The sequence below is a fragment of the Priestia sp. BR_2 genome, from assembly GCF_041954005.1.
GTDB lineage: Bacteria > Bacillota > Bacilli > Paenibacillales > Paenibacillaceae > Paenibacillus_AQ > Paenibacillus_AQ lautus_A.
The window spans coordinates 146,987-173,125 of sequence record NZ_JAVFHM010000282.1 but is presented as its reverse complement, the minus strand read 5'-3'; the positions used below and the strand labels follow the sequence as shown (position 1 = coordinate 173,125).

Genomic DNA, 26,139 nt, shown 5'->3' with positions numbered 1-26,139 from the left:
TCGGGGACTTCTATTAATTAACCTGATACGGGTGATTTCAAAAGCAGGCAGCCCCATACTGATTTTACCAATGCCTTGATTTCGTTCACTTCCGATCATAAAAAACATGATGGGCTTCCAGGTTACCGTCCAGGATCTCGATCCTTCCATGCGAATAACGGGGCTGCCGCCTTTTATCCGTAGCGGAACCGGGATTGAACAGCAGGACCCCCTGTACATCTTCTTTATAGGGAATATGGGAGTGGCCGAACAAGATGCAGTCCACCTCCGTATCTGCAAAAGCTTTTCTGGCTCGTGATGGCGTCGTTCCGCCTTGACCGTGTCCGTGCACAATCCCGATGCGCTTGCCTTCGATTTCAACCATTCTTTTATACCCAAAGCGTTCCACGATCCGCGCGTCATCCACATTCCCGGCCACGCCCTCCACGGGAGCATATTGACTTAACAGCTCGTAGAGCTCCCAATCGGACCAGTCTTCGGCATGAACAATAAGCTCCGATTGCCGTAAATCTTCAAGCAGCGGGTCTGGCAGTTCCTTCGCCTTTTTGGGCATATGGGTGTCTGACAATACCGTAATCCGATATGGGCGACTCATTGGGATGCACCTCTTCTTATGGTTATGTAATGCTGCAATACCAGCCATCTGACATTCATCTATATCCTACCAAATAAACGAAATCAAATAAAACCGCGCAGGGAGCTGCGCGGTTTTTCACGTCTTCTTTTAAGGCAGAAAAAAATTTCCAATCCAGTTTTAGTTTGTCCGCCTGCCGAATAGAATGTACGAGCAAGCAGGTACAAGCTGTGTTATCCATGTTCCAGACGAGAGGTGGAAATTGATGAGTATTCTAATTAGCTACATGATCCTTGGCCTTTCCCTATCGGCACCCGTTGGTCCGATTAATGCGGCGCAGCTTGATAAGGGAATCAAGAAAGGGTTCTGGCATGCTTGGCTGTTCGGCATTGGTGCGGTTCTTGCGGATATCCTGTATATGGTCCTCGTCTATCTCGGCGTTGTACATTTTCTGAATACGCCGTTCATGCAGACATTCCTCTGGCTGTTCGGCGCTTTTGTCCTTATTTATTCCGGGCTGGAAAGCATCCTGAACGCCAATAAAGTGACGATCAGTCAAGAAAAAAGCGAAGATTCGTTATGGAAAAGCATGCTCTCCGGATTTCTCATGTCCGTCTCGAATCCGATGACGATTCTGTTCTGGCTCGGCATCTACGGCTCTATCCTGGTCAAAACCGCGGCGGACGAAGGGTCCGGGAACCTGTTTCTCTACAGCGTAGCCGTGATCGCCGGGGTCGTGATTTGGGATTTGTTCATGGCCGCGCTCGGCAGCGTATTCCGTCGATATTTAAACGAGCGGGCGCTTTCTCTCATTTCGGTGCTCTCCGGGATCTCGTTAATCGTGTTTGGCGTTTATTTCGGAATTCGAGCTCTGGCATTACTTTATCCGCTCGTATTCTAACGGGCCGGTTTGGGGCTAAGCTTGCGCTTTTTCCTCTCCATCGCGCGGCCCTGACCGGATTTTTTCCACACGGAGCGCATGCATAATACGACCAGTCCGATTAACAATATGAACCCGAGACTGATCCAGAGTCCCGGCCGACTCGTCGGGTGCAGGGCGGTTCCGCTGACGGCAGCCGCTATGAGTATCATACCGATGTATCTTTTGGCCTTGCCCCATCCCGTAAGCTCCATCAGCCGGCCGGCCGATATCAGGATAAAAAACCAGTTGTACAGCAGCATAAGTCCTGCCGCAGTTGTCAGATACTCGTAAATCTTGCCGGGCATGAGCAGAGACAGCACGATGGATACAATCAACCCGGCGGCGGTAAGGGAAAGGGAGAAGATGGGCGTATCGCGCTTGAACATTTTTCTGGAAAACAGCTTGGGCGCATCCTTATCCTCGGATAACGTGACCAGCATCGTGGTTACGGCATACAGCGAGGCAACCATCGTCGAGAATCCGGCAATGATTAAGACCGCATTGAATATATGGGGGATAAAAGGCAGCTGATACGAGCTAAGCGCCACAACGAAGGGGCTTTTCGTCGTGGAGAATCGATTCCAGGCTACCATCATCACGGCCATGCCAATAGACAGTACATATACGATAGCCAGCAGGAGAATCATCACCTTGCCCGATTTCGGGGCTTCCTTCGGATTCTTCAAGCGGACGGCCATCACTCCCATGACTTCAATTCCGCCGAAAGCATAAAACGCAAAGATCAAGGACGACCACACGCCTTTTCCGCCCGTCGGGAATAAGGCGTTCATGCTGCCCGGAACATGGGGTCTAGACCCGCCTTTCAACCATCCCATCCAAGCGGCGGCGGCAATGACAAGAAACATGACGATGGCAGCGACCTTAATAACAGCCAGCACATTCTCCAGGCGGTCGAAGCCCTTGGTGCCGATCCATATGACAAAAAGCCCCAGTACGGCATAACCTGATGCGAATATCCACATCGGAACGCCAGGAAACCAAAAGCGGGAGAATATCGCCAGCGCCGTCATCTGGCTCCCCATGATCAACACTTCGGAGCACCAGTACATCCACCCTGTTGAGAAGCCTGCCCACCGGCCGTAGGCTTTTTTGGCGTAGGTTCGGAACGAGCCTTTTTGCGGATCCTCCGCCGTCATTCGCGCCAGCACATCAAACACGAAGTAGGTGGCCGTCGCCGCCAATATAATAGAAAGAAGAAAAGCCGGTCCCCCAAGCCGGATACCCAGCGCGGATCCGAGAAAATACCCCGTGCCGATCGTGGATGCGACTCCCAGCAGCGATAGCTGCCACCACTTCAGATTCCCTTTTGCTTCCCCTGCCTCCGTTTTCACTCTTCTGTTCACGGTTATGTCCTCCGGATATTGTGATGTGTTCGATCAAAACTTTCCTTATTATGAAGGGATTCTCCGTGATTTATGTACCGTGCCGCCGAGCCTAAAAATGCCTTTTAAGTTCATGATGAACAAACGAGCAAGCGGTTCATGCAGCCCGAGGCTGGATGCTCTCGCATATTTTGGCTGTTCCCCGAGAAGTATAAACGGAAGAAAGCAGAATTGGGGGATCACACATGTCATTAGCTCGCGGTATTCCAACGAATCAGGCGTTTATGATTATGATGCTCACGGCAGGTTTGACCAATCATGTCATGATCATCCCTGTGCTTCTGGAGAAGTCCGGACGGGATGCTTGGATCACCATTCTCGTGTCAGCCGTGTTATTCATGCCCTGGGTTCTGCTTATTTATGGAATCATCAAAAAAGTCGGCTCCCGTTCGATCAAGCAAGCGTTGGACGAAAGCAGCGGCAGAGCGGCGCGCATGCTTGCGATGGGCATGTCAGGCTTGTATTTTTTTGCCTTCGCCTTCTATACCTTGAAGGAAGTCATCGATTGGACGAAATCGACCTACATGGTCCAAACCCCTGTCGTTGCCACCGCATTCGTGCTCATGATGCTATGCCTTATCAGCATTAACCATGGGATTAAAACCATCGGCGTTGCCGCCGGCATCTTGCTGCCTTGCGTCGTCTTGCTGGGCATATTCGTATCCGTGTCCAATCTGAAAGTGAAAAATTACAGTTACTTGCTGCCTGTCCTTGAGGACGGCTTCATGCCGGTTCTCAGCGGAGTTCCTATCATGCTCGGAGGGCTGTCCCAATTTATCCTGATCTTGTTTCTGCGGCCTCACCTGCAGAAAAAACCCGGTTTTCTTACGATCCTGCTCATCCATCTGGTTCTCATCTTCCTCACGTTTGGACCCACGATCGGCGGCATTGCCGAATTTGGTCCGGAAGAAATGAAGCTTCAGCGGTACCCCGCCTATGAGCAATGGCGTCTCGTGAAGCTGGGCAAATTCGTGGAACACGTCGATTTTTTATCCATCTTCCAGTGGCTTAGCGGAGCTTATATCTCCATTTCCATTTCGATTTTTTTGCTCTGCGAAACCCTTCTTCCCAAGTCCAGACAGAGCGTTGGCGTATTAGCCGTCACCACGCTGCTCATCATACTGTGCGCCTCACCGATCAGCAATTTGAAAATGTATTATGCCATGGCCGACTATTTCTTGCCCGCATCCGCCGTTTATATCACCATCCTAAGCCTCCTGTTATTCTTCCTGATCCGCAAACCGAATCAGCAGGAGCCGCAGGATGTCAGTTCCACGAAAGGAGAAACGCCGCAATGAACATGACCGAACAGCAATTGCGCGATCGTTATGCCGATTCCGATGACGTCTATATAACGTCCTACCCGGGAATGGATGAAGAGCCTTGGGCGATTATGGTTTACAGCCCGATGATGTGCGATTCGAAAGTGTTGTCCGAGGTCTTTTTGCCTGTCATCAGCAAGGAATGGAATACTTCCGTTTCGCAAAAGCATCCGTTTGACCCGACCAGCCTTGAATATTATCTTACGCTGGATGTCGCCGATGCCGATTTGGAGTCCGTCGATGACATTGTTTATTCCGGCTACGTTGCCCTGTATTTTCCCAAGGACGATAAGCTGTATTCGTACAGCGCCGGCAAAACCATCGGCCGAACGCCGGAAGAAAGCGCCACGGAAACCTCGGTCAAAGGGCCCCGCGACGGGTTTGTCGAGGAATTGGATATCAATGTAGCACTTATCCGCAAAAGGCTGAAATCACCGGGACTTGTCTATTCCTCCTTTAAGCTTGGGGACAAAAGCAAAACCACCGTCGGCATCATGTATTTAAAGGACAAGGTCATACCGGAGACCGTCACGGCCATCGTGGACAAGCTAAACCATTACGCCGGGGATCCTCCCGTAGGGATCGGCGAGCTTGTGGAGCATCTGACTCCGTACAGGTTCAGCGTGCTTCCCATGTTTGACTACACGGGGCGGACGGACCTGGCATACGACTCTCTGACTCGCGGCCGTTTGGTCATTATTATGCAGGGAAGTCCCGTCCTATTGATCGCGCCTGCGAGCTTCATGCAGCTGCTGTTCGCTGCCGAAGACCCCCAAATGCCGTTCTATTTCGTGATGCCCTGGAGGATTCTGAGAATGTTCGGGTTCCTGATTTCCATTTTCCTTCCCGGCTTCTATATAACGCTATTAGCCTTTCACCAGGATCAAATCCCTTTTCCGCTGCTGGCAACGGTTGCGAATACCAGGCTCGGCCTTCCGATCCCGACCGGGTTTGAGATGCTGATCATCCTGTTTCTCCTCACTCTGCTGCGGGAGGCAGGCATGCAGATGCCTTCTCCGATCGCGTCGACCATTACGGTGGTTTCCGGTATCATTATCGGCGACGCAGCTATTCGGGGCGGTTTTTTCTCGCCGACGATGACCGTCATCGGTGCCCTATCCTTTGTGGCGGGGTCTACCCACTCCAATCAGGATTTTGTTGTCAGCCAAACGATCTTGCGTTTCTTTGTCCTTACCCTGTCCTCGATGTTCGGGTTATTCGGTTTCTTCATATCGGTCTTCATGATCGTTCAATATGCAGCAAACCATAATCCGTTCGGGCAGCCGTACCTTGCCCCTTTCTCGCCCTTCTCCATATCTAAAATCCTGGGCAATCTCTTGCGATTTCCGGGGAAACGGAAAAAGGGCGGCGCGTTATGAAGCGGGTATGGATACTCGTATGCCTGACATCTCTGCTGCTCTCAGGCTGCTGGGACAACAATGAAGTCCAGGATATCAACTATATCACGGCTTTGGGCGTGGATTACAAGGACGAGAAATATATCATATATGTGCAGATGCTTGACTTTGCCACGATTGCCAAACAAGAATCCAACAAACAGACGGAGAAAGCGCCTATCTGGGTTGGCCGTGGAACCGGCACCACGTTGACTGAAGCCCTCGTTGATCTGTACACGTCGAGTCAGCAGCGGGTCTCCTGGGGTCATGTGACGGCTTTGGTGCTTACGGAAGCCGTGTTAAAACCTAAGCAGTTGTCTCAAGTGTTCGACCTGACCAACCGCTCGCAGGAAATCCGGTATACGAAATGGATATACGGGACCAAGGATAAGATGGAGGATCTCTTTACGGTGTCGCCGTTCTTTCAGCTCTCCCCCCTGCACTCGCTGCTTCATGAACCCAGGGAAAGCTATGTCCAATTCTCGTTTATACGTCCGATCCAATTCGTGAACTTTATTCGTCTCTATCGGGAAAAAGCTGCAACCGTTCTGCTTCCCTCCCTTCATATTTCGACGCAGAACTGGTCGGAAAATCTGAAGCAGCATCCGATATTGGAAGTGAACGGCGGATTTCTGATCAAGAACAAAGAATTGATGGGCTGGCTCCCACGATCCGATCTGCTGGGGACCCGCTGGTTAGCATCGAATAATACTCACGCTGCCGTCGTCGTTCAGGCGGACGGTGAAGCAATCGGGAGCATTCGGCTGGAGAAGCCCCAATCTACCATCGAAGTCATCCGGAAGCCAAACGATGCTTCGTATCGAATCAAGCTGAACGTCATTGGCACGGTACAGAATATTTACAAGCAGGTGGGGATTAAGGAAATGAAGCGATTAACGGAAGATACCCTGCGTAAGGAATTGCAGAACACCTTTCATAAAGCAGCATTGATCCACGCGGATCCTTATGAACTATGTCTCCAATTGTACCGAACAGACCCCAAGCTTTGGAAGAAATTAGTGGAACAGAAAAAGGAAATCTACGACGAAACGCCGCTTGAGCTTGATGTCAATGTCAACATCCGGTATTGGGGACAACGCAAAAGCCTGAACCGATAATGAACATATGCAAAAAAAGAGAAACCCTGTGCTTGGAATAGCACAGGGTTTCTCTCGTTAGCAGCAGCTGCCGCCACATTTACATCATTTTTTTGATTTCGTCTTTAATGGATTCCGCCTGCGGTCCGAATACGACCTGAACCGCGCCATGACCCAGACGCATGACACCGGATGCGCCTAATTTTTTCAACTCCGAATCCTTAACGGCCTTCTCGTCTTTAACGACGAGGCGCAGACGCGTGATACAAGCATCGATGCTGGTAATATTATCCGCACCGCCGATGTTTTGCAAAACCTTGGCCGCTTTGGACTCATTGGATGCCGCGCCGGATGGAGCCGGGGCAGCTGTATCTCCATCGTCAGAAACCGTATCCATGTCGTCGTCTTCCTCGCGTCCAGGCGTTTTCAAGTTCAGCTTGACAATGAGGATTCTGAACAGCAGATAGTAAACGACTCCGAAAGCCAAGCCGACCGGCAGAAGCAGCCAAGCATTGGTAGACAGCTTCAGATTCACCAGGTAGTCGATCAGGCCCGCCGAGAACGAGAAGCCCAAATGCACATCCAGGACATACATGATCAATCCGGAAAGACCTGTCAAAATCGCATGGACTACATACAGTACCGGAGCAATGAACATGAACGCGAATTCAAGCGGTTCGGTGATCCCCGTCAGGAACGACGCCACTGCCGAACCGATAAAGATGGAGCCGACGAGCTTGCGTTTGGACGGCTTGGCGGTATGCATAAAGGCCAGCGCCGCAGCCGGCATCGCAAACATCATGATCGGGAAGAAACCGGACATGAACATGCCTGCCGTCGGGTCTCCCGCAAAGAAACGCCACAGGTCGCCGTGAACGACTTCGCCCGCGGCATTCGTGTAATCGCCGATCTGGAACCAGGCGATGGAGTTTAATACGTGATGCAGACCCAGAGGGATCAGCAAGCGGTTAGCCGTACCGAAAATGAACGAACCGATGCCTCCCAGACCGACAACCCAGTTGCCGAAGGCGGAAATGCCATCCTGGACCGGGCTCCAAATCATGCCGATCAGCACTGCCAGCACCATCGTGGAGGCCGCCGTGATGATCGGTACGAAGCGTTTACCCGCAAAGAAGCCCAACCAATCCGGCATCTTAATGTTGTGGAATTTATTATACAGGTAGGCGGACCATAGACCGACAAAGAAACCGCCAAGAACGCCCATATTCAGCTTTACGTCATCCGGTATAAACGGCATTTGCAGCGGCACTTGCGCCAGCACTCTTGTAAGCACCATGTACCCGATAAGAGCGGAGAGACCCGCAACGGCATCCCCGGCGAATCCGATCGCAACGCCGATCGCAAAAATAATCGGCAGATTATCCAGAATGGCAAGGGCGCCTGAAGTCATGAACGGAGTTACATATTGATTCAAAAAAGCTCCGAGAGCTCCCAATGGTATGTCTTTTTGATAGTCGATCAATCCAAGCCCCTGCAAGATACCTGCCGCAGGCAACGTGGCCACCGGCAGCATAAGGGACTTACCCAGCTTTTGCAATTTAGCCAGCATGTCAATCATCCTTTCAACTTCAATAATTTAGCTTTTGCTGAAACCGTTTACATAATGCGTCGATATAATAACCACTTCTTCCCATTCACTCCGGAACAGAAATACCTCAGAAAATCCTCCTCCTTGCGGGCTCTTGTATTCATCATTTTAAGGCGGCATGGATACCATCATCATTCGAAGTCAACAAAAAAAGCCAAGAAGAACGGCGACTATGCATTAAATAGTCCGTTTCTTCTTGGCTCATGCCCATGTTTATGGTAACACGCCTTAAACGTATTCATTTGATGTTGTTATCTTAATTCACGTCTTCCCGTTTTGTCAATAACCAATATTTATTTCCTTATCGAATGAATACTATTTCAATTCGATGGTCAAAACAGGATTTTGGCCGGACACGACGTCACCGGTCTGACCGTCCACCTTGGAAGCCACTTCATCCGCATTGGTTACGATAATCGGCGTAATCGTCGGATAACCGGCGGCCCGGATCGCAGCCATGTCGAATTCGATCAGCGTCTGACCCGACTTCACCTGGTCACCGGCTTGAACATGGCTTGTAAAGCCTTCACCCTTCAAACCGACCGTGTTAATCCCGATATGGAACAAATACTGCAGGCCGGTTGCGGGATCCTCGAGCATGACGGCATGCTTGGACTTGATGACATGCGCAACGGTCCCGTCAAACGGCGCGATTAATTTGCCCTCGGAAGGCTCGATGGCGATGCCTTGGCCCATGTGTCCGGCAGCAAACGCCTCATCGGGCACTTGCGATAAAGGCAAGGCTTTACCCGACAATGGGGCTGTGAGTTGAATGACAGTAGCTGTTTTTTTCTTTTTCCAACGATCAAACATGTTAAGATTCCTCCCTGGGTTGATTCTTTTGCTGTAGTCGGCCAGTGAAGAGCCGGTATAAATGCATAGCCAGAAAGCAGACCTCCGCTTCGGGCACTTTCTTGCCGAGTTCTTTCTCCATCATGCCTGCTAGACGTGTTGCCAATCCGTATTCCTGCGTGAACTTGGAGCGGATCTGTTCCGCGAACGGATTATCGACATGGATTTCCTGATTCAGAATGCGGTCTACCGAGAACCTTAAATGCATGAGCAGACGAACATAATCCATGCTTCCCCGGTCAAAGGCGACCTGCCGCTCCTCTTCAATATACCTCACCAGGCTTCCCACCACGTTCGATGCCTTGACCAGATGGCCAACGGGCACATGACTGACGGCCGAATACACATGGTAGGTCAAGAAGCCAATCTCATCCTCGGGAACCTCTATATCGAAGGTCTTGCCGATCAATTCCGCTGCCTTGGCTGCGATATCATATTCTTTTGGGAAGCTGATCCGGGTTTCTTCAAGGAAAGGATTGATAATATCCATGCCTTTGCGGATTCTGTAGATCGTAAACTGGATATGGCTTGGAAGCGCCAGGTATACCTTATCATTCAATGTGCCCGGAAATTCCTGTCCGATGAGATTCAGTATCTGATCCGTAATCTCCATCACCTGCGGATCAAATTCTTCCAGCAGATGGTGAGCTTGGCTCCACTGCTCCCGATCCTCCAGCCTGAACAGCTTTTCAATCCGCTTATCGTCCGAAGCGATCGTACCGCCTATTTTCGCGCCGAAGCCAATGCCTTTGCCTAAGATGACATATTCCGATTCTTTTTTGCCGCCAGTAACCATCACGACATTGTTACCAATAACACGAACGACTGTAAACAACTCGATCCCGCTCATTAACTTCCCCCTTTCCTTTAAGTTTAAACAGTGTTCCGCCATAGGATTCATTTGCGGAGAAATACTCCCACCGCATGAACATTGAAAAAGCCAAGAAAAGACCCCCTTAAATAAAGATGTCTCTTCTTGGCTCATGCCCTGCTTCAGGTAACACGCCGTTTTATGTTTCTGCTATGATTCCATCATAAAACAACCCGCTAGCATTCGTCAACTTACGACATGCCCTTGCAAGGAACAGCACATTAGCGCCGTCATATCCCGGACTTGACTTGATCGCTTATTACCCTATCCATTTCTGAAGGGTAAGGATGACCTCGCGGAGTTGGAGCGGCTTGTGAAGGTAGCCGTTCGCACCTTCTCCAATGAATTGATCCGAATCCCTCATCGCATTCGAGCTCATGACGATCAGTGGCAGATCGCTCCACTCCGGGTTCTCCCGTATCCGCTTCATCGTTTCGACGCCGTCCATTTCAGGCATGACCGTATCCAGCAATACCGCATCGATGGATGAATGTTTGCTTAACAGCTCCAAGCACTCGAAGCCGTTCTGGGCTGTGTGCACGGTCAACTGGAGTTTCTCCAGCGCATTGGTCAAAGCGTACACATTCCGTATATCATCATCGACGATCAATACGGTTTTGTTCTCCAACCGGCTAAACTCCTCCTGTTCGTACTCTTCCATCCGGATATCGCTCAAGCTGTTGTCGCTTGCCGTGGCAGCCACTTCGGGCAGCATAAACAGGCTGTCGACTGCACCGCTCTCCGTGACGAGCGGCAAATATAATATAAAGGTGCTGCCGATTCCTACTTCGCTCTCCACGGTTATATACCCGCCAAGCAGTTTGGCCAAATGCAGCGATATGGATAAGCCGAGACCCGTGCCTCCGAATTTTCTGGCGGTGGTTTCTTCGCCTTGCTGGAATGCTTCGAAGATCGGCTGTAAATGCTCTGCCGCAATCCCGATGCCGGTATCCTCAACGGAAAAAGCAATGACGTCGCCGCTGATAATGAAATCCGAAGTGACAATCGAATTCATTTTCTTTACCTTCAGCTTCACGCTGCCGCTCTCCGTAAACTTAATCGCATTGGAGAGCAGGTTGCGCAGGATTTGATGAAGGCGCATCCCATCGCTGTACATCATGTCGGGCAGGTCATCCGCCATCTCGATATCAAATTCCAGATTTTTGGATTCTGCGCTTTTGGAGAAGTATCCTTCCATCAGCTCCGGCAGCTCCGTCAAGTTCACCAAGTCCATTTCGATCTGCATCTTACCTGCCTCGACCTTGGACAGATCCAGGATATCATTGATCAAATTCAACAATTCACTGCCTGAATTATGAATGACGGTAGCGTAATGCTGTTCTTCCTCCGTCAGATTCCCCTGCTTATTCTCCGCCAAAATCTGGGAGAGGATGAGCATGCTGTTCAGCGGCGTCCGCAGCTCATGGGACATATTGGCCAGGAACTGCGATTTATATTTAGAGCTCTTCTCCAGCTCCTTCGCGTATTTTTCCAATTCGCTGGCTGCGATTAAAGCCGCTTCCTTTTGGGCTCCCAACCGTTCATTCAGCAGATGCATTTCCACGGAGTGCGTTTGAAGCTCCTCGGTCTGCGCTTGCAGCTCTTCGGTCTGGCTCTGCAGTTCCTCGTTCAGCGTTTGTGATTCATGATACAGCTGCTGGATTTCCATTTTGCTTTGAATCGAATTCAAGGTCACTCCGAGCTGAAAATTCAACTGTTCGATCAGTTGAATCTCCAGCTCATCGAAGGGTTTGAACTTGGCCAATTCGATCACGCCGAGAACTTGTCCCTCGAACATCACGGGCGCCAGCAGCAGCGTCGAAGGCTCGGCATCGCCGAGTCCAGATTCGATTCGCACATAGTTGGGCGGTATATCGTCCAGTATGATCATGCGCTGCTCCAGCATGCACTGCCCCACCAAACCTTCGCCGGGCAGGAAGCGATCCCTGACCTTGTTCCAAGGCTCTCCGTCCGGGTCGGCAAAAGCAGCAGCCTTAACCAGTTCCGATCCTGACCGGGTAATAAACACCGCCCCGTACGGAAGCTTCATGATCAAAGCCAGCTTATGGATGAAAAATTGCACGGCCGTCTCCACGCGATCGGACGATTGAAGAATCGTCGACATGACCGAAACATGGTCCTTGGCCCAGTTCTGCCTGCCAACCTGTGCGAGCAGTTCGTTGGTTGTATCGGCCAACTGGCCGACCTCGTCATTGGAATGCACATGGATTCGCTGGGAGAGGTTTCCTCCCTTGACAATGTCGGAGATGACGTTGGTTACTTGATTGATCGGCTTTACGATGCTTTTCGCAATGACCCAAGCCGCACATATGGTGATCAGTGCCGCCCCGGCCCATAACAGGTACATCGTGTACAATAAACGGGCATTGCTCTCCTTCATTTCTTCGATTCTGCTGGTTGTCAGTTCACGTTCCTTGCTTCGAAAGGAGAGGAACAGCTCATGAATGGAATTCATCGCTTGCTTTCCGGGATCGTTAATAAAGAAATGAAGGGCCTCTTCATCCTGTCCCAGCTGCATGAGTTGAACCGCAGGCTGTCCGGCGTTGGTAATCCACTCTTTGATATTCTCCTTAATATTTTCCAGATGATTGGCTTGCTCCGAGTTATCGCTCACAAGCTTGTACAGCTTGTTATAATTGATCTGCCAGGACGACAGCGCTTGGTTGAACGGCTCCAGGTAGGTTTCATCGCCCGTAATGACGTACCCTCTCTGGCCGGTTTCCATCTCCAGCATATTCTTCTCGATTTCATGCGTGAGATTATGTACTTCGATATCATGTTTCTCTATAAAATCCGCTTCTTGCTGCAGGGAAGAGATACGGTCGGAGACAATCCAGAGAAAAGCTCCAAGACACATTAATATCAATAAATAGCCGATGACAATCTTGCTGCGGATGTTGAATTTCAGGTTGTTAGACATACGGCTAACCTCCCTTGTTATCGATCAATATAAGTCTGCTCATATTCTCATAGTAATTGTTATGAAAATGGTTTACAAGCAAAACCAGTTTTCATGACATTCAATGATTCTTTAGTCGTAGGCAGTCAGATTTATAAACGTTTGGGCATATATTGTTAGGGGACGTGCTTGTACACTTTTAATATATTCCAGCTAAAAAAAGGAGGACCGCTCATATGAGGAACGTCACAGCGTTTGCGGAGACACTGCGGTGACAAGGCATGTATATCATTCCAGGAAACAGGCTGAACGTACTGCCGGTCGAGGAGCAGCGAACGTGTCGTCCCTGGAGCTGCCCCTTCTGCAGGGCATGTTCATGTCGGAAATCCATCTCGGCCGCGGTGAGGGGCTTCCGCCTCACGGCCATCCGGATACCGATGAATTGTGTTACATCATTCAAGGAGACATCAGTTATTCCCTGGTGGATCCGGAAAGTCACCGGAATCTCGTGTTTCAAGCCGTACCCGGTCAGGTGGTACATGCCCCGATCGGTTGGTGTCACTGGATTACATCGCTATCCCCCGGGACAATCCTGCTCTTGATCTATCGAACCGGGCATCCGCACCAAATCGATTTTGCACCGTTATGGCCATATTCGCTTTACGAAGAACATGCCTATGAAGGTAACGACCCGAACAAGCAGCTTTACTCGAAGACACTCCTTACGCCCGTCCCGCTGCAAAACAGGATCGAGAGCGAGACTCCGGAGAAGCCCCTGCCGGGGCCGCCATGGCTCAAAACCGGGCACCTAAACAACAAAACCACACGCAGCCGGTGATCGGCCGCGTGTGGTTCTTGTTGCTGGGACACTTCTTATGTAATGATTTCGCTCGCATCGTATGGCATTAATCAATATAGAATCTTTGTTCTGGGCGGATCTGCTTCTTCAGAAGCCGCAAGTCGGCTTCCAGCTTCGCCACCGTCTCTTCGATCTCTTCGGGATTCAGTGCCGGACGCTCAGCTTCTGGCTTAACGCCAGCCCTCAGATCGCGAATGGTGATCTGCTGCTCCTGCCATTTATCCATCAGATCGGAGATGGTGGCATAGAACCGCTCATAATCTTGAATCACTTCGTCCAGAAAGGAATCCACTTCCTCCTGATCGTAACCCCTCAGTTTATTCGAAAAATTCTTTTCATGGATAGACAAAGCGTCCAGTTGAATGCCTAGCTGACGAAAAAGCTTTTTCTGTTTATCCAATCGGCGTTTCATGTGTTCATCCATAATGATTTACCTCCAAATATTGGTGCAGCCCTTCTTCCTAGCCTTCTCTCTATCATTGTTTATATCATATTAAGCACCGTGATTAAAACACTCCGGGGCTTTTTTGGAGAATGTTCCAAAAACGGCAGGCCGTCATTCCCATGCTTCATGTGATTGTTACCAATCCATTTCGGGTATTGAATTTACATAAGAAGTTTCTATTGTGCACATAACCCAGAAAGGAGCGACTATTCCTATGACCAGCATGACAAAACAACAATACAGTGAACTAAGACAACGGTTGCTCAGTGATAAAGAACGGTTGGAAAATCAATTGGAGTACCGGGAAGACACCAACAAGGATCTTTCCCTGCGAGACTCCACGGGAGAGCTGAGCGCTGCCGACAACCATCCCGCTGACGTGGGCACCGAAGTTTTCGAACGCGGTCGGGATTTGGCCATTCAGGAGACGCTCGAGCGTGAATTGGAGCAGATTGATGCTGCCCTGCAGCGTATGGACCAAGGCGAATACGGAACCTGCGCCGAATGCGGACGGGAAATTCCGTATGAGCGGCTGGAAGCTTTGCCTTATACGGCCTATTGCCTCGAGCATACTCCCCGAAAAGACATCAACGACAACCGTCCGGTTGAAGAGGATGTCATGACCCCGCCCCCATCAGGCGCCGGCGTCAACCGCCAAGCAGCCGACGGTAAATTTGATGACGCCGGCGCCTGGGATGCCGTGGAAGATTACGGAACCTCCACATCGCCCGGCATGTCCATTAAACCAGGACAAGACGATTATAAGAAGAATGTATGAATTGATTTGGCAAATTAGAAGGGAAAGCTGGTACCTTACGTTCGGGTACCAGCTTTTTTTGCGTAATCAAGATTCTTTATGGTTCCGAACATTGGAAGCAAAAAACTCGTATTCGTCAAATTCTTCCCCGCGCTTCTTTTTATAAGGGGTCAGCATTTTATCCAGCTCAACAAATAACTCGCGCGCTTCATCTTCGCTCATATACAAGGTGGTATTGGTCAACATGGACGTTGCTTCGCCATCCTGGCTCATATTTTTAAAGAAACGGTCTCGATTCTGGTCGAACAGCTCGGATAATAATTTGTTCGTTTCGGATCGAATCAATTCCTTGATGACCGGCTCGTCGGAATCCGCCCCACGCTTGATCTTTACCGTACCGACAAAAGGCTCGTAATATTTAGCGATAATTCCGTTGATCTCTTTCGTCGATACGATCTTGACCAGGCCGATCCGCTCCAGCTTCTTCATATGATAATGAACCTTCGCAGGCACATCCCCGATCTTGTCCGCGACCTCCTTTACGGTTGCCGGACGATCCATCTTGTTTAATACATTCAAAATCTGGAGCCGATAGGGATCTGAATATATTTTGATCTCTTCCAGTGTAGTCAATTCCTTCGTTTCCACACCGTACACCTCAGCTTCACGTTAATTTTTCACCTTTTCATTATAGGCCGAGAATGTCGAAATTACAAAAACGGCGATGGGTTCAGATGGCACGGAAACTCTTCTTTCGAATCAGGAACAGCACGGGCACCAGCATGACGAATCCCATCAACGAGAAGAGCGCGGGAGGGGATTGATGCTCTGCCACAACTCCCGTTATCAGGCTTCCGACAGGAATTGCAGCCGTGCACAATACCGTCATCAGGGCGCCAATTCTGCCCAGCATATGCCGCGGCGTTACTTCCATCAGATACGTCGAGATCGGGGCATTCAGCATGGAGACGGCAAAACCGGCAACGAACATGCAGACCGCCGCGGACTCCACGCGCCACGCCGGGAGATGTCCTGGAATCCCTAATGCAAAATATCCGATCCCGAGCATGATCGATCCTGACATGATCAAGGTGCTCTTTTTGAAACTTTTGCCGTAGCGACCAATCCATAGCCCGCTGCAAATCATACCGATCAGAAGCGCCGTTCCCATTACGCTCAGACCTCCCGCTCCGGCACCCAATGTCTCCTTGACGTAGACCGGCTGCAGCACGTTCAACGGTGCCAAGCAGAAATTATTGATCATCGCCAGAACCGTCGTGATGAGAAGCAGCGAATGCTGCTTCACAAACAGAAGCGCCTCTTTGATGTCGCCGAGCACCGTTCTGTTCTTCTCAGGCACCGGTCCAGGGAATTCGGACTTGTCTTCGTCCTGTTCGGCCGCTTCCGGATTCGGCATGAATGCAATAATAACCGCGGCAATTAGAAACGTCACGGCATCGATCAGGATCGTTCCCGAGATTCCGATCAAGGCGATCAGGGCTCCGGCAATGGACAGACCGATTAATTCAGCGCTGCGGCTAACGGATGTGGAGAAAGAATTGCCCGCGAGCAGCTGTTCCTTGGGGAGCAGCCGGGGAACGATGGAGGTTTCGGCGGGTCTGGAGAAACATTCGAGCGTTGAATTCAGGAACGTGAAGACAAACAGATGCCAGACTTGAAGAGAACCGATCGCATACAGAAAGGCCGTCAGAGACACCACGATGCCGCGGCTGAGGTAGGTTAAGGCGAGGACTCTTTTCTTAGGCCAGCGGTCTACAAAGGTTCCCGTAAACAAACTGAAAAGCAATCCCGGCAGAAAGTTAAAAGCGAACAAGGTCCCCATTAACAGCTCTGAGCCTGTGAGCATATAAACCATCCAACTGTAAGCGATGGAGTCCAAGGAATCCCCTAATCGGGTAATGGCTTGAGCAGATAAATAAATCAGGTACGGGCGGATTTTCAACAGTTGGCCAAAGCCTTGTTTTTCCAAAACGGCGGCATTTTGCATGTTTCTTTCTCCTCTTCGTTATGAAATGGTTTCATTAAACTTTTTTGTTCGTTAAAATTATGATTACGTTAAATATTTTTTAACGTTAAGTTTATTTTAATGATTTTGAAGAGGAATGCAATAGGCAAAAAAAATAAATCGCCATGTTGGCGATTTAAGTCTAGCGTTATTATTTGATAGCGCAGCTTTATTTAATTTCCACCCGCGATGAAGATCTCGCAGCTTGAAGGCATGCTTCGATGGCTCTGATATTGCTGATGGCATCTTCCGGACCGTATGGCAATGGCGCGCCATCCATCACGGCAGCAGCCATGGCGTCCGCTTGCAGGGCAAAATGGTTGTAAATCCCCACTTTCTCCTCGCGGGTTCCCTTAGCCGTATGAACGAATATCTGGGCCATATCCTCCATTCTCTCCCAGCCGAAGGCGGAGGGCAGCTCGATCCTGCCGTCGGTTCCCGCAATCTCTAACGAGCATCTGGAGTAGGTCCACATGCCGCAGTCAAATGTCAGGCCCAGTCCATTGTCAAATTCCATCATGCCATGGACCATCATGTCCACGCCGTCATGCTCCTCGGAGAAAAAAGCGTGGGCCGTCACGGCTTTAGGCTCCTGTCCGTATATCATTCTCGCCGCCGAGATGGGATAACATCCCACGTCGTAGATCGAACCTCCGCCCATGTCCTTGCTGTAGCGGACATTGCTTTTATCCTCCGCATTGTTGAAGGTGAACGACCCGTGTATTCCGCGAAGCTGGCCGATTTCGCCGCTTTCGATGATTTCGCGGACGCGCGCGTGCTTCGGATGGTAGCGGTACATGAAGGCTTCGGCGAACAGCACGTTGCGTGCTTTGGCCGCCTCTGCCATCTCACGGACATCCGTTTCCGTCAGGGCCGCCGGTTTCTCGCACAGGATATGCTTTCCGGCCTCAGCGGCTTTGATGGTCCAAGGTTTATGCAGGTGATTCGGCAACGGAATATACACCGCATCAATGTCGGGATCCGCCAGAAGCTCATCGTAAGAACCATAGTATGTTTTAATATGGTATCGTTCCGCGAGCTCCCTGGCTTTATCGGCATTGCGGCTTGCGACGGCCCCAACCTCACAGCGTTCCGATTTCAATATGCCGGGTATCATTGAATTTCTTGCAATTCGAGCGGTACTCATAATCCCAAAGCGCAGTTTCTTGCTCACGAGGTCATTCCTCCTTTGGCTGCATTCCGGATCGATTTTTAATAATTGTCGTTTACGGCTTTATGAAGGATCCCCAAGCATCGATCCAAATCGGTCTTAACCTGTTTTTTATAGAGTTTGGCCTTCTCGGCACCTTCGTCAGTAAAATGATAAAGTACGATTTCCTGGAAATCGACCCGCGGATCGTTTCCTTTCAACTGTTTGGTACGGTATAGAACACCCTCCTGCACCAATTCATGCAGCGCACGATAGATTTCGCTTTGCGGCGGCGAATATCCATGGCTCTTGAATTCCTGCCGAAGCTCTTCGAGCATCTGATATCCATATCCGCGCTGCTGCTCCACCATGGTAATAAGATATACCTTGATAAAAGCGCGCTGCGCGATCATAAATGCCATTCGGACGCCTCCTCCTTCACGAGCTAATTGTCCCATAATATACCTTATTATAACCCACAGTTTCCCAGTTTGCACAATAGGAAGCATCCTTCTCTTTTTAAACCAAGAAGCCGTGGATTGAAACGTTGGCAGGTGATGGTCGCATGGGAATGAGGCAGGAAGCGCATGTTTTCATTATTGTGAATTTTTCATATGTTGCAATTGTATAATGTTTAGTTTTTCAACTGTTGTTGGTTCGGTCGTTTGGTTCGTTTGGGTCTTAGGAACGATGGCGCGAGCCCACGAAAAAACCCACCCTAAAGGGTGGGCTTCATTTTATTTTCACATGCCGGAGGTTGTCCCGGCGGATGGGTGCGATTTGCCGTATGGCCGAATAGAGCGAGGGTTCCGTGCACCCGCGATGCCGACGAGCCATTTTCCGAACGGCAGCTTTGCAAGCAGGCGCGTTGCGGCGTACGCTATCGCCACGCTGATGATCCATGAAGAAAGGATCCTCACCAGAGATGGCATGCCGATCAGCAGATACTCATCGACTGCATAGCTTATCCGGAGCGTTAATAAATGCATCAGGTAAGCTCCGTACGAATAGACTCCAATGGAGGTCAGGAGCGCATTCGTCCGCACTCCGGCATGCCGGGTAATCCAGCCGGCCGTATCGTACATGACCATAATGGAGCTAATCAGGAAAAGCGCCATCATCGGCCGCAGCAGCGACAAGGAATAGAACGTGATCGCTCCATCCTCCGCTGAACGGATTTCATTCACGGCCTGCATGAGCATCCAGCCGAACGTAAATGCAAAGACCAGCCATATGGCCGGCCGGGCCTTCCTGAGCCATTTTATCCAAGTGGCATGATATAAGCCGGCTGCTGCCCCAAGCGCAAAATAGAAGAAATAATAAAGTGCATTCCGATCCGCATAGGTTGTGAACAGCTCGCTCCACACCGGTATGCTCAAACTTCCCATCCAATGTCCGATATCGTTGATAACTCCCGTTAAGCCCACGTACAGCAGCCCGGAAAGAACCAGTATCGTAAGCTGCGTCCGTATGCCGCATCGTTCCTTGATTCCCAGTATGGCGGATCTGAAGAGTGGATACAGCAAATAAAATTGGAACAGCATAATAATATACCAAAAATGCGAGCTGGCTTTTCCGGTTAACCATACTTCCCCAAGATATTTCCAGTCCCCGATCAATGCGGGATTAAACTTATGATTGATTAATAACGTGATCAGGGTCCATACCGCAAAAGGAACATAAATGTCGCCGAATCGTCTCTTGATGAACCTGCCGTAATGTAAACGGCCTTTATCATTATAAAACAGCACCATGCCGGTAATAAAAATAAAGACGGGCACAGCGAATTTCGTCGCCATCAGGAGGAAGCCCATCATCAAGCCATCGTTTGCCGTCATCCCCGGCGCTACCGAATAATGCGCGATGGAGTGCTGCAAAACCACAGCCAGGAAGGCCATTCCTCGGAGGCGCTCGATTTCCGGAATTCTTTGTTTGGACATACTGCTCCCCCTTCATGCTGGCTTCGTATAATCAACCTCATTGTAAGGGACTTCTCCCTTGACGGGCTAATCCAATTATTTACTGGGGCATGACGGCTGGCTCCATACCTAGCATTCATCCGTATGATTATGTATATATTGAAAACTTCTATCGGCGTGCGTTCACGGAAGACTTACCGCGGGTAGCGACCTCATGGCTAAACGAATATCTCCAGGGCACAAATGAGGAAGTGTTACTTTCTGACCACAAAAAAAACCGGTTCCGAATCGGAACCGGTTCAAGCGCCTTTACAGCAGCGTAGTTCCTCGAGGAGGCAATGTGTCGACCCGGTCTGGATCAACCGCACCGTATCGCCCCTCGTTTCTGTAATCGTAATCGCGGAAAATATCGTAAATGCCGGTATTCTCTTGATCGGCATCAACCAGGACAAGAATCCGTCCCTGCTCGACATAGGACTCATATTCCTTCGCCTCATCTTCCGGGATGCCAAGGCCGATAAAACCTCCGACCAACCCGCCGGCTCCCGCACCGACTGCTGCGCCTGTAAGCGTCGCTGCTATCGGTCCGGCCGCAAGAATCGGGCCGATGCCGGGAATGGCGAGGGCTCCCAGTCCAGCCAGCAATCCTGCCGTGCCTCCAAGTATGCCGCCTGTTGCTGCACCCGCAGCTACTCCTTCGGGAGCCATCGTTCCCGTCTGCTCGGCTATCATGTCCGCCTCGCGTTTATCCTTCGCTATAATGGAAATGGCATCGTTCGGAATTCCGTGCCGCTGCAGCTGCTCTATGGCTTGAGCGGCCTCCTGTTCCGAACGAAATACCCCAACAACTTTCTTCTCCATGATAAACCCTCCTCATCGGTGGTCGTTCATATTTAACATTACCCGACGGGAGGGGAAATTAAACGTGGCGCTGCCTTGTTATGCCTTGGGTCTGGTCCGATTTGTTGCGATCGCCTCCAGCGGATCATCAGGCCAATAATGCTTAGGATATCTACCCTTAAGATCCTTTTTCACCTCGTAATACCCGTTTGCCCAAAAGCTCGACAGATCGGAGGTAACCTGGACCGGTCTCTGCGCAGGCGATAACAAATGTAAGGTCAGCGCAACGCGCCCGCCGGCAATTCGCGGCGTGTCCCGCATCCCGAACATCTCCTGCAGACGAACGGCCAGAAACGGCTGTTCAGGATTGCTGTAGTTGATCGGGATCTGCGATCCGCTCGGCACCTTGATATGCGTCGGCGCTTCTTTCTGAAGCTGCTGCTTCTGCTCCCAGCTGAGCATATGCTCCAAGAGCGTTCCGGGTGCCAGTCGCCTGATATCATTGCGATTCCGCAGCCCGTCCAAATAAGGAAGCAGCCACGCTTCCGCGCGATCCAGCAATCCTTCGTCCGATACATCCGGCCAATCCCCTTCGGCTTCGTGCCGGAACATAAAGGCCATCCGTTCTCTCAGCTGCACGGCCGCCTTGCTCCACTGAAATAAGCCAAGGCCCTCCTGCCTGATCCCTTGCAGCAAGGCGCGCGCTATTTCCTCCCCAGTCGGATTGGGATAGGCTTGTTCCTTGACAACGATGGCTCCCAGCATCAGCTTCTGCCTGGCCCTGATGCTGCCGGAAGCTGTATCCCATGCGACTTCTTTCTGCTGTTCCATCTCGTCAAGGTAATACTGCTCAAGCCAGGCTTCATCCATTTCGGAAGCCAGCTGGATATTCCCGTCTGCACCTTGATCATCTACGGCTGCGGCCACAATGTACCGGGCACGGCTCATAGGCTGAACCGCAGCCAGCTTCACGCCCCTGCCGCTGCGCATGAGAAACCCGCTGCTTCCCCTGTTCTTCGCGATCCGATCCGGATAGGCAAACGACAGCAGCAGGCCGCAGAGATTCAAGTCACCGTCAGCTGCATATTCGATATTCAGCTGGGCATGGAGCTTCCGAATCTCTTGTTTCATCCGCTGCAGCACGGCTTCGTTCGCCGTGTCCTGCTGGGCGGATCGCTGTCCATGCTGTTCAAACAAGAGAAGCCGTTCCACGCGCGAACGCAAATCCTGGTCCCGAAGCGCTTCGCTTCGGCTCAGTATATCGCGCTCCTGAAGCAGAACGGCGATTCGGATGGCTAGCGGGGCCTCGCCGATTTCCTGTGCCTTCAGCAGCATGTGAGCCAGCCTCGGATGAACTCCAAGCAGCGCCATCTCACGGCCGTGCCGGGTGATGCTGCCCGCATCATCCAGAGCCGATAGCTGTTTCAATAACGCTTGACCTTGCGTATAGGCCAGCCGAGGCGGCGCGTCAAGCCAAGCGAGCTGCTCCGGATCACGCGCACCCCATACGGCCAATTCCAAGGCCAGCGGCGCAAGATCGGATTCGCGGATCGCCGGAATGGTACTCTCCGGCAGATGGCGGTGCTCTTCCTCACTCCACAAGCGATAACACACGCCGGCCGAGACGCGGCCTGCCCTGCCCCTTCTCTCTGATCGGCGGACGCTCTGGACAGCCGCCTCGTGATCAATTGCGGCAGTCCCGTTCTCGGGGAGAATACCTCTGTTCGCATATAACCGCAGTCCACGACGGTTTTGATCCCCTGAATGGTAATGCTGCTCTCCGCGATGCTTGTGGACAGAACAATTTTACGCCTTCCGTTCACATCGCGTTTTATGGCTTCATCCTGCTTCTCCGCTGAAAGCGCGCTGTATAATTCACGAACGACGACTTCTGCGCTTAAGCCCGATCTTAATAATTCATTCGCGGTCCGCCTGATTTCACGAGCACCTGGCAAAAATACGAGTATGTCGCCTTCCTGTTCGGAGAGCGCGCGCGTAATGGCGTTAGCCGCACCTTTATGTATCTCATCCAGTGGGAACGAGCGCAGATAGCGAGTCGTTACCGGAAAAGCACGCCCTTCGCTGACGATGACCGGTGCGTCTCCAAGGAGCTTTGCAACCGGCTCCGCCTCAAGGGTAGCGGACATGACCAGCAGCCTTAAATCCTCCCGCAGCACCGCTTGGGATTCCATCGCAAAAGCCAGTCCGGCATCGGCCTGCAAATTCCGCTCATGAAATTCGTCGAATATAATCATGCCGATGCCGGTCAATTCCGGATCATCCTGCAGCATCCGCGTCAAAATGCCTTCCGTGACGACCTCGATCCGAGTGTCCCGTCCGATCTTGCTGTCCATCCGGACCCGGTACCCGATCGTTTCTCCTATCGCTTCTCCCAATGAGGACGCCATATATCCAGCCGCTGAGCGGGCCGCGATCCTTCTGGGCTCCAGCATGATGATCCGTTTGCCGGCAAGCCAAGGTTCATTCAGAAAAGCAAGCGGCACTTGCGTCGTCTTCCCTGCACCCGGTTCGGCGATCAACACGGCATGAGTTCCTGTTGATAAAGCCTTTTTCAATTGCGGTAATACTCGGTGAATCGGTAGTTCAGTCATGGATATCTCTCCGTCATCCTATCGAATATCAATATAATCCCTTAATTATATTAAACAGCCGATTTACGTCAAGTAGGCCATTGGCTGGCGAGAATCGATGCATATGCGCTACAATATGAATATCATTCCCATGGAAACATCAAGATTCAATTAGTCGGAAGGTGAAATGTATGGAGCAGCAAGCCACATTTCGCGGCCGCTTTGCCCCTACGCCATCAGGTAAGATGCATATCGGCAATGCCTTGACCGCTTTGCTTGGATGGCTGCAAATGAGGAGTATGAACGGTCAATATATACTCCGAATCGAAGATATCGATGTGCAGCGTTCCCGCCAAGAGCTCGCAGACGAGATCATGAGAGATCTGGAATGGCTCGGATTGGATTGGGATGAAGGCCCCGGCGTTGGCGGAGCCTGCGGGCCGTATCATCAGGCTGCTCGCCACGCGTTGTACGAACGGGAAATCGCCAAATTGAAGGAATCCAGTATGTTGTACCCCTGCTATTGCAGCCGGGCGGATATAACGGCAGCAGCCAGCGCACCGCATGGCATTGCATCGGAGGGCTTTCGCTATCCGGGAACCTGCCGAGAGCTGACCCGGGAGGAAGCTGCCCTGAAAGAGCTTCATAAGAAACCTTCGCTGCGCATGAAGGTGCCGCACAGAATCGTTTCCTTTGTTGACGGCATTGCCGGAGTGCAGCGCTACCGGCTATCCGACGGCGGAGATTTTGTCGTGAGGAGGGCCGACGATATCATTTCGTATCAGCTCGCGGTGGTGGTGGATGACGCGCTAATGGGCATAACCCATGTGCTCCGTGGAGCTGATCTTCTGGACTCCACCCCTCGTCAGCTGCTATTGTATGAAGCGCTGTCCTATCAGCCGCCGCAGTTTGCGCACACACCGCTGATGGTGGATGCGGAGGGCAAACGGCTGGCCAAGAGAACCCGCGGGCTCAGCCTCTCCTTTCTGCGCGGCCAGGGCATCGGGCCGGAACGCTTAACTGGCTGGCTGGCATGGACAGCCGGGCTCCTGGACCACCCGGAAGCAGTAACTCCTGCGGAATTGATCCCTGTTTTTGATTTATCGAAAGTTTCTTCATACCCCATAAAAATTACGGATCCTGTCAAAAACCGGCTGTTCGAGCTTTAACTTTAGCGAAAAACAATCAGCGCCAGCCCTTTCATTCTCGAGGCGAGAAGAAAGACTGGCGCTGTTATGTTATTCCTTACCGGTCAATCGTTCCCTGACCTTGGACTCATACTGCGTAAACGCGCTGTTACCGCTTAGCCCCCGCTGTTCCAGCAGCAACTGCAGCCTAAGATGCTTTTCGTTCAGCTTGCGTTTGAGCTGCTCCTGCTCGCCCTCGTTTCGGGTAGCGCCGAGCAAATCATAGAGCTGGACGCATTCCTTCCGAAGCGTGACTTCTTCAGGAACGTAACCCGCGTTTTTCATGATGCGGTAGGACATCCTCAAATCTTCCGGGATGTGCGAAAGATCGTCGATCGGGAGTTTTTTGCCGGCAAGAGGCAGGTTATCGAATTCTCCGTTGCGGATCGCTTCCTCGATCTTCTGCTCAGCCAATCTGGAAAAGATGCTCATGTAAGTCCAGCCTCCTCCTGTTCCTTCGTCCTCTCATCATAAATCAGCTCGCGGGATATTCCAAGTTCTAAATGTAGGGGATCACACACAGGTACATCCGATCCCTTACAACATTTCGACATTACAACAGCGATTCCGCTCCATCTATGAAGATCTGCGCCCCTGTAATATGTCTCGATTGGTCGGAAGCGAGGAACGCCACCAAATCGGCGACCTCTTCCGGCGTCCCCGGTCCGTCTGCCAGCGGCTGACTTCCTTCCGGATATTCAACCGGTATCACGATTTCCTCCAAATCCCCTTGCTTCTTCGTGCTTTGGTCGATGTTGGTGGATATCGCGCCAGGACAAATCACATTGACTCTGATCTTGAATTGAGCCAGCTCCAGCGCAGCCATCTTCGCAAAAGCGACCTGTCCCGCTTTGGTTGTGCTGTAGGCGCTCATGCCAAAGTTGGAGAAGGTTCGAGTGCCATTGACGGAGCTCGTAATGATGATGCTGCCCTGCCCCCTCTTCTTGAGATGCGGAATTGCATATTTGACCGTCAGGAACGTCCCGTTCAAATTTACGTTCAGCGTCTTGGCCCATTCCTCCAGCTTCATTTCATCGATCGGCGTCATGACGCCGTTGATCCCTGCATTGGCAAATACAATATCGACGCCGCCAAATATCTCCACCGTTTCAAGGACTGCCTTTTCCACCCGGTCGGGATCGGTTGTATCCACGTCGAATGCTCTGGCCGCCCCTTCGCGGATGGAGTTGATCTCCGATTCCGCTTGATGGGTCCGGTCATCCAACAGATCGAATAAGGCCACATTCGCGCCTTCCTTTGCAAGCTGAATGGCAGCCGCCTTCCCGATGCCCGATCCGGCACCGGTAATGATCGCCGTTCTCCCATGAAAACGTCCGTGTCCTTCATTCATGTCCAACACGCTCCTTTTGTCGTTATCCGTTATGCGTTCATCTGTCA

22 protein-coding genes and 1 pseudogene are annotated in these 26,139 nt (G+C 51.3%); 7 read left to right on the top strand and 16 right to left on the bottom strand.

What is annotated here, in order from left to right; all coding sequences use genetic code 11:
* Window positions 1-85: 85 nt before the first annotated feature.
* Window positions 86-595 carry a metallophosphoesterase family protein gene (locus RB298_RS22720; RefSeq protein WP_486048675.1) on the bottom strand — a complete coding sequence of 170 codons (510 nt, stop codon included), beginning with the start codon at window positions 593-595 and terminating at the stop codon, window positions 86-88.
* Window positions 596-839: 244 nt separating this feature from the next.
* On the opposite strand from RB298_RS22720, the gene RB298_RS22715 reads away from it, so the two are divergent.
* Complete coding sequence (locus RB298_RS22715) at window positions 840-1,475, top strand: LysE family transporter (RefSeq protein WP_096774435.1); 636 nt, start codon at window positions 840-842, stop codon at window positions 1,473-1,475.
* Here RB298_RS22715 and RB298_RS22710 read toward each other — a convergent pair.
* Entirely contained in the window at window positions 1,472-2,860 is a 1,389-nt protein-coding gene (locus RB298_RS22710) for an amino acid permease (RefSeq protein WP_486048673.1), read from the bottom strand. The genes RB298_RS22715 and RB298_RS22710 overlap by 4 nt on opposite strands.
* 224 nt (window positions 2,861-3,084) lie before the next feature.
* Here RB298_RS22710 and RB298_RS22705 point away from each other — a divergent pair, with 224 nt between their 5' ends.
* From RB298_RS22705 to RB298_RS22695, 3 genes are read left to right on the top strand one after another with little or no spacing between them, the layout of a single operon-like run.
* Complete coding sequence (locus RB298_RS22705; RefSeq protein WP_486048671.1) at window positions 3,085-4,197, top strand: GerAB/ArcD/ProY family transporter; 1,113 nt, start codon at window positions 3,085-3,087, stop codon at window positions 4,195-4,197.
* A complete protein-coding gene (locus RB298_RS22700; protein WP_486048669.1) occupies window positions 4,194-5,600 on the top strand; it encodes a spore germination protein in 1,407 nt (468 codons plus the stop codon). The genes RB298_RS22705 and RB298_RS22700 overlap by 4 nt, the downstream gene beginning before the upstream one ends.
* Window positions 5,597-6,736 (top strand): Ger(x)C family spore germination protein, encoded by a 1,140-nt coding sequence (locus RB298_RS22695; RefSeq protein ID WP_332293812.1) that lies wholly within the window; start codon window positions 5,597-5,599, stop codon window positions 6,734-6,736. The genes RB298_RS22700 and RB298_RS22695 overlap by 4 nt, the downstream gene beginning before the upstream one ends.
* Window positions 6,737-6,815: 79 nt before the next feature.
* Here the strand turns inward: RB298_RS22695 and nagE are convergent, their stop codons facing one another.
* The 4 genes from nagE to RB298_RS22675 form a co-directional block, all read right to left on the bottom strand.
* The gene (gene nagE, locus RB298_RS22690; RefSeq protein ID WP_096774440.1) at window positions 6,816-8,285 is read right to left on the bottom strand and encodes an N-acetylglucosamine-specific PTS transporter subunit IIBC; all 1,470 of its coding nucleotides are present in this window, start codon (window positions 8,283-8,285) and stop codon (window positions 6,816-6,818) included.
* Between the two features lie 354 nt (window positions 8,286-8,639).
* The gene (locus RB298_RS22685) at window positions 8,640-9,137 is read right to left on the bottom strand and encodes a PTS sugar transporter subunit IIA (RefSeq protein ID WP_096774441.1); all 498 of its coding nucleotides are present in this window, start codon (window positions 9,135-9,137) and stop codon (window positions 8,640-8,642) included.
* 1 nt (window position 9,138) lies between these two features.
* Window positions 9,139-10,026, bottom strand: a complete 888-nt coding sequence (locus RB298_RS22680; protein WP_332293810.1) for a transcription antiterminator — start codon at window positions 10,024-10,026, stop codon at window positions 9,139-9,141.
* Between the two features lie 280 nt (window positions 10,027-10,306).
* On the bottom strand, window positions 10,307-12,988 hold the full coding sequence (locus RB298_RS22675) for a CHASE3 domain-containing protein (RefSeq protein WP_332293809.1): 2,682 nt from the start codon (window positions 12,986-12,988) through the stop codon (window positions 10,307-10,309).
* Between the two features lie 250 nt (window positions 12,989-13,238).
* Here RB298_RS22675 and RB298_RS22670 point away from each other — a divergent pair, with 250 nt between their 5' ends.
* Window positions 13,239-13,805: a cupin domain-containing protein gene (locus RB298_RS22670; protein WP_277746348.1), complete on the top strand. Its 567-nt coding sequence runs from the start codon at window positions 13,239-13,241 to the stop codon at window positions 13,803-13,805.
* A gap of 67 nt (window positions 13,806-13,872) precedes the next feature.
* Here RB298_RS22670 and RB298_RS22665 read toward each other — a convergent pair whose 3' ends face one another.
* Window positions 13,873-14,250 carry a DivIVA domain-containing protein gene (locus RB298_RS22665; protein WP_009590687.1) on the bottom strand — a complete coding sequence of 126 codons (378 nt, stop codon included), beginning with the start codon at window positions 14,248-14,250 and terminating at the stop codon, window positions 13,873-13,875.
* 235 nt (window positions 14,251-14,485) lie between these two features.
* Between RB298_RS22665 and RB298_RS22660 the strand changes: the two genes are divergently transcribed.
* Window positions 14,486-15,049, top strand: coding sequence for a TraR/DksA C4-type zinc finger protein (locus RB298_RS22660; RefSeq protein WP_486048665.1), 564 nt, complete (start codon window positions 14,486-14,488; stop codon window positions 15,047-15,049).
* A gap of 66 nt (window positions 15,050-15,115) precedes the next feature.
* On the opposite strand, the gene RB298_RS22655 is transcribed toward RB298_RS22660, so the two are convergent.
* From RB298_RS22655 to hrpB, 7 genes and pseudogenes are all read right to left on the bottom strand, one after another.
* On the bottom strand, window positions 15,116-15,676 hold the full coding sequence (locus RB298_RS22655) for a winged helix-turn-helix domain-containing protein (RefSeq protein WP_096774444.1): 561 nt from the start codon (window positions 15,674-15,676) through the stop codon (window positions 15,116-15,118).
* Between the two features lie 82 nt (window positions 15,677-15,758).
* Window positions 15,759-17,036, bottom strand: a complete 1,278-nt coding sequence (locus RB298_RS22650) for an MFS transporter (protein ID WP_486048663.1) — start codon at window positions 17,034-17,036, stop codon at window positions 15,759-15,761.
* A gap of 187 nt (window positions 17,037-17,223) precedes the next feature.
* Entirely contained in the window at window positions 17,224-18,228 is a 1,005-nt protein-coding gene (locus RB298_RS22645; protein WP_096774446.1) for a Gfo/Idh/MocA family protein, read from the bottom strand.
* Window positions 18,229-18,266: 38 nt separating this feature from the next.
* Window positions 18,267-18,626 carry a replication termination protein gene (locus RB298_RS22640; protein WP_009590710.1) on the bottom strand — a complete coding sequence of 120 codons (360 nt, stop codon included), beginning with the start codon at window positions 18,624-18,626 and terminating at the stop codon, window positions 18,267-18,269.
* A 321-nt stretch (window positions 18,627-18,947) separates the two neighbouring features.
* Window positions 18,948-20,144: an acyltransferase gene (locus RB298_RS22635; RefSeq protein WP_486048660.1), complete on the bottom strand. Its 1,197-nt coding sequence runs from the start codon at window positions 20,142-20,144 to the stop codon at window positions 18,948-18,950.
* A gap of 288 nt (window positions 20,145-20,432) precedes the next feature.
* Window positions 20,433-20,984, bottom strand: a complete 552-nt coding sequence (locus RB298_RS22630) for a general stress protein (RefSeq protein WP_096774448.1) — start codon at window positions 20,982-20,984, stop codon at window positions 20,433-20,435.
* A gap of 78 nt (window positions 20,985-21,062) precedes the next feature.
* A pseudogene (hrpB, locus tag RB298_RS22625) lies at window positions 21,063-23,575 on the bottom strand (ATP-dependent helicase HrpB).
* Between the two features lie 170 nt (window positions 23,576-23,745).
* On the opposite strand from hrpB, the gene gluQRS reads away from it, so the two are divergent.
* Entirely contained in the window at window positions 23,746-24,723 is a 978-nt protein-coding gene (gluQRS, locus tag RB298_RS22620) for a tRNA glutamyl-Q(34) synthetase GluQRS (protein WP_213579156.1), read from the top strand.
* Window positions 24,724-24,792: 69 nt separating this feature from the next.
* Here gluQRS and RB298_RS22615 read toward each other — a convergent pair whose 3' ends face one another.
* Together RB298_RS22615 and RB298_RS22610 are read right to left on the bottom strand one after the other, a co-directional pair.
* Window positions 24,793-25,173, bottom strand: coding sequence for a DnaJ family domain-containing protein (locus RB298_RS22615; protein ID WP_009590658.1), 381 nt, complete (start codon window positions 25,171-25,173; stop codon window positions 24,793-24,795).
* A 121-nt stretch (window positions 25,174-25,294) separates the two neighbouring features.
* Complete coding sequence (locus RB298_RS22610) at window positions 25,295-26,092, bottom strand: SDR family oxidoreductase (RefSeq protein WP_009590728.1); 798 nt, start codon at window positions 26,090-26,092, stop codon at window positions 25,295-25,297.
* Window positions 26,093-26,139 lie beyond the last annotated feature (47 nt).

What these genes read in the sequence shown, in the direction of transcription:
- RB298_RS22610 (WP_009590728.1), bottom strand. Translation starts at nt 26,092, where the DNA reads ATGAATGAAGGACACGGACGTTTTCATGGGAGAACGGCGATCATTACC.
- RB298_RS22630 (WP_096774448.1), bottom strand. Translation starts at nt 20,984, where the DNA reads ATGGAGAAGAAAGTTGTTGGGGTATTTCGTTCGGAACAGGAGGCCGCT.
- RB298_RS22715 (WP_096774435.1), top strand. Translation starts at nt 840, where the DNA reads ATGAGTATTCTAATTAGCTACATGATCCTTGGCCTTTCCCTATCGGCA.
- RB298_RS22695 (WP_332293812.1), top strand. Translation starts at nt 5,597, where the DNA reads ATGAAGCGGGTATGGATACTCGTATGCCTGACATCTCTGCTGCTCTCA.
- RB298_RS22615 (WP_009590658.1), bottom strand. Translation starts at nt 25,173, where the DNA reads ATGAGCATCTTTTCCAGATTGGCTGAGCAGAAGATCGAGGAAGCGATC.
- RB298_RS22680 (WP_332293810.1), bottom strand. Translation starts at nt 10,026, where the DNA reads ATGAGCGGGATCGAGTTGTTTACAGTCGTTCGTGTTATTGGTAACAAT.
- nagE (WP_096774440.1), bottom strand. Translation starts at nt 8,285, where the DNA reads ATGCTGGCTAAATTGCAAAAGCTGGGTAAGTCCCTTATGCTGCCGGTG.
- RB298_RS22705 (WP_486048671.1), top strand. Translation starts at nt 3,085, where the DNA reads ATGTCATTAGCTCGCGGTATTCCAACGAATCAGGCGTTTATGATTATG.
- RB298_RS22635 (WP_486048660.1), bottom strand. Translation starts at nt 20,144, where the DNA reads ATGTCCAAACAAAGAATTCCGGAAATCGAGCGCCTCCGAGGAATGGCC.
- RB298_RS22720 (WP_486048675.1), bottom strand. Translation starts at nt 595, where the DNA reads ATGAGTCGCCCATATCGGATTACGGTATTGTCAGACACCCATATGCCC.
- RB298_RS22700 (WP_486048669.1), top strand. Translation starts at nt 4,194, where the DNA reads ATGAACATGACCGAACAGCAATTGCGCGATCGTTATGCCGATTCCGAT.
- RB298_RS22675 (WP_332293809.1), bottom strand. Translation starts at nt 12,988, where the DNA reads ATGTCTAACAACCTGAAATTCAACATCCGCAGCAAGATTGTCATCGGC.
- RB298_RS22660 (WP_486048665.1), top strand. Translation starts at nt 14,486, where the DNA reads ATGACCAGCATGACAAAACAACAATACAGTGAACTAAGACAACGGTTG.
- RB298_RS22650 (WP_486048663.1), bottom strand. Translation starts at nt 17,036, where the DNA reads ATGCAAAATGCCGCCGTTTTGGAAAAACAAGGCTTTGGCCAACTGTTG.
- RB298_RS22685 (WP_096774441.1), bottom strand. Translation starts at nt 9,137, where the DNA reads ATGTTTGATCGTTGGAAAAAGAAAAAAACAGCTACTGTCATTCAACTC.
- RB298_RS22640 (WP_009590710.1), bottom strand. Translation starts at nt 18,626, where the DNA reads ATGGCATTTATGATCGCGCAGCGCGCTTTTATCAAGGTATATCTTATT.
- RB298_RS22665 (WP_009590687.1), bottom strand. Translation starts at nt 14,250, where the DNA reads ATGGATGAACACATGAAACGCCGATTGGATAAACAGAAAAAGCTTTTT.
- gluQRS (WP_213579156.1), top strand. Translation starts at nt 23,746, where the DNA reads ATGGAGCAGCAAGCCACATTTCGCGGCCGCTTTGCCCCTACGCCATCA.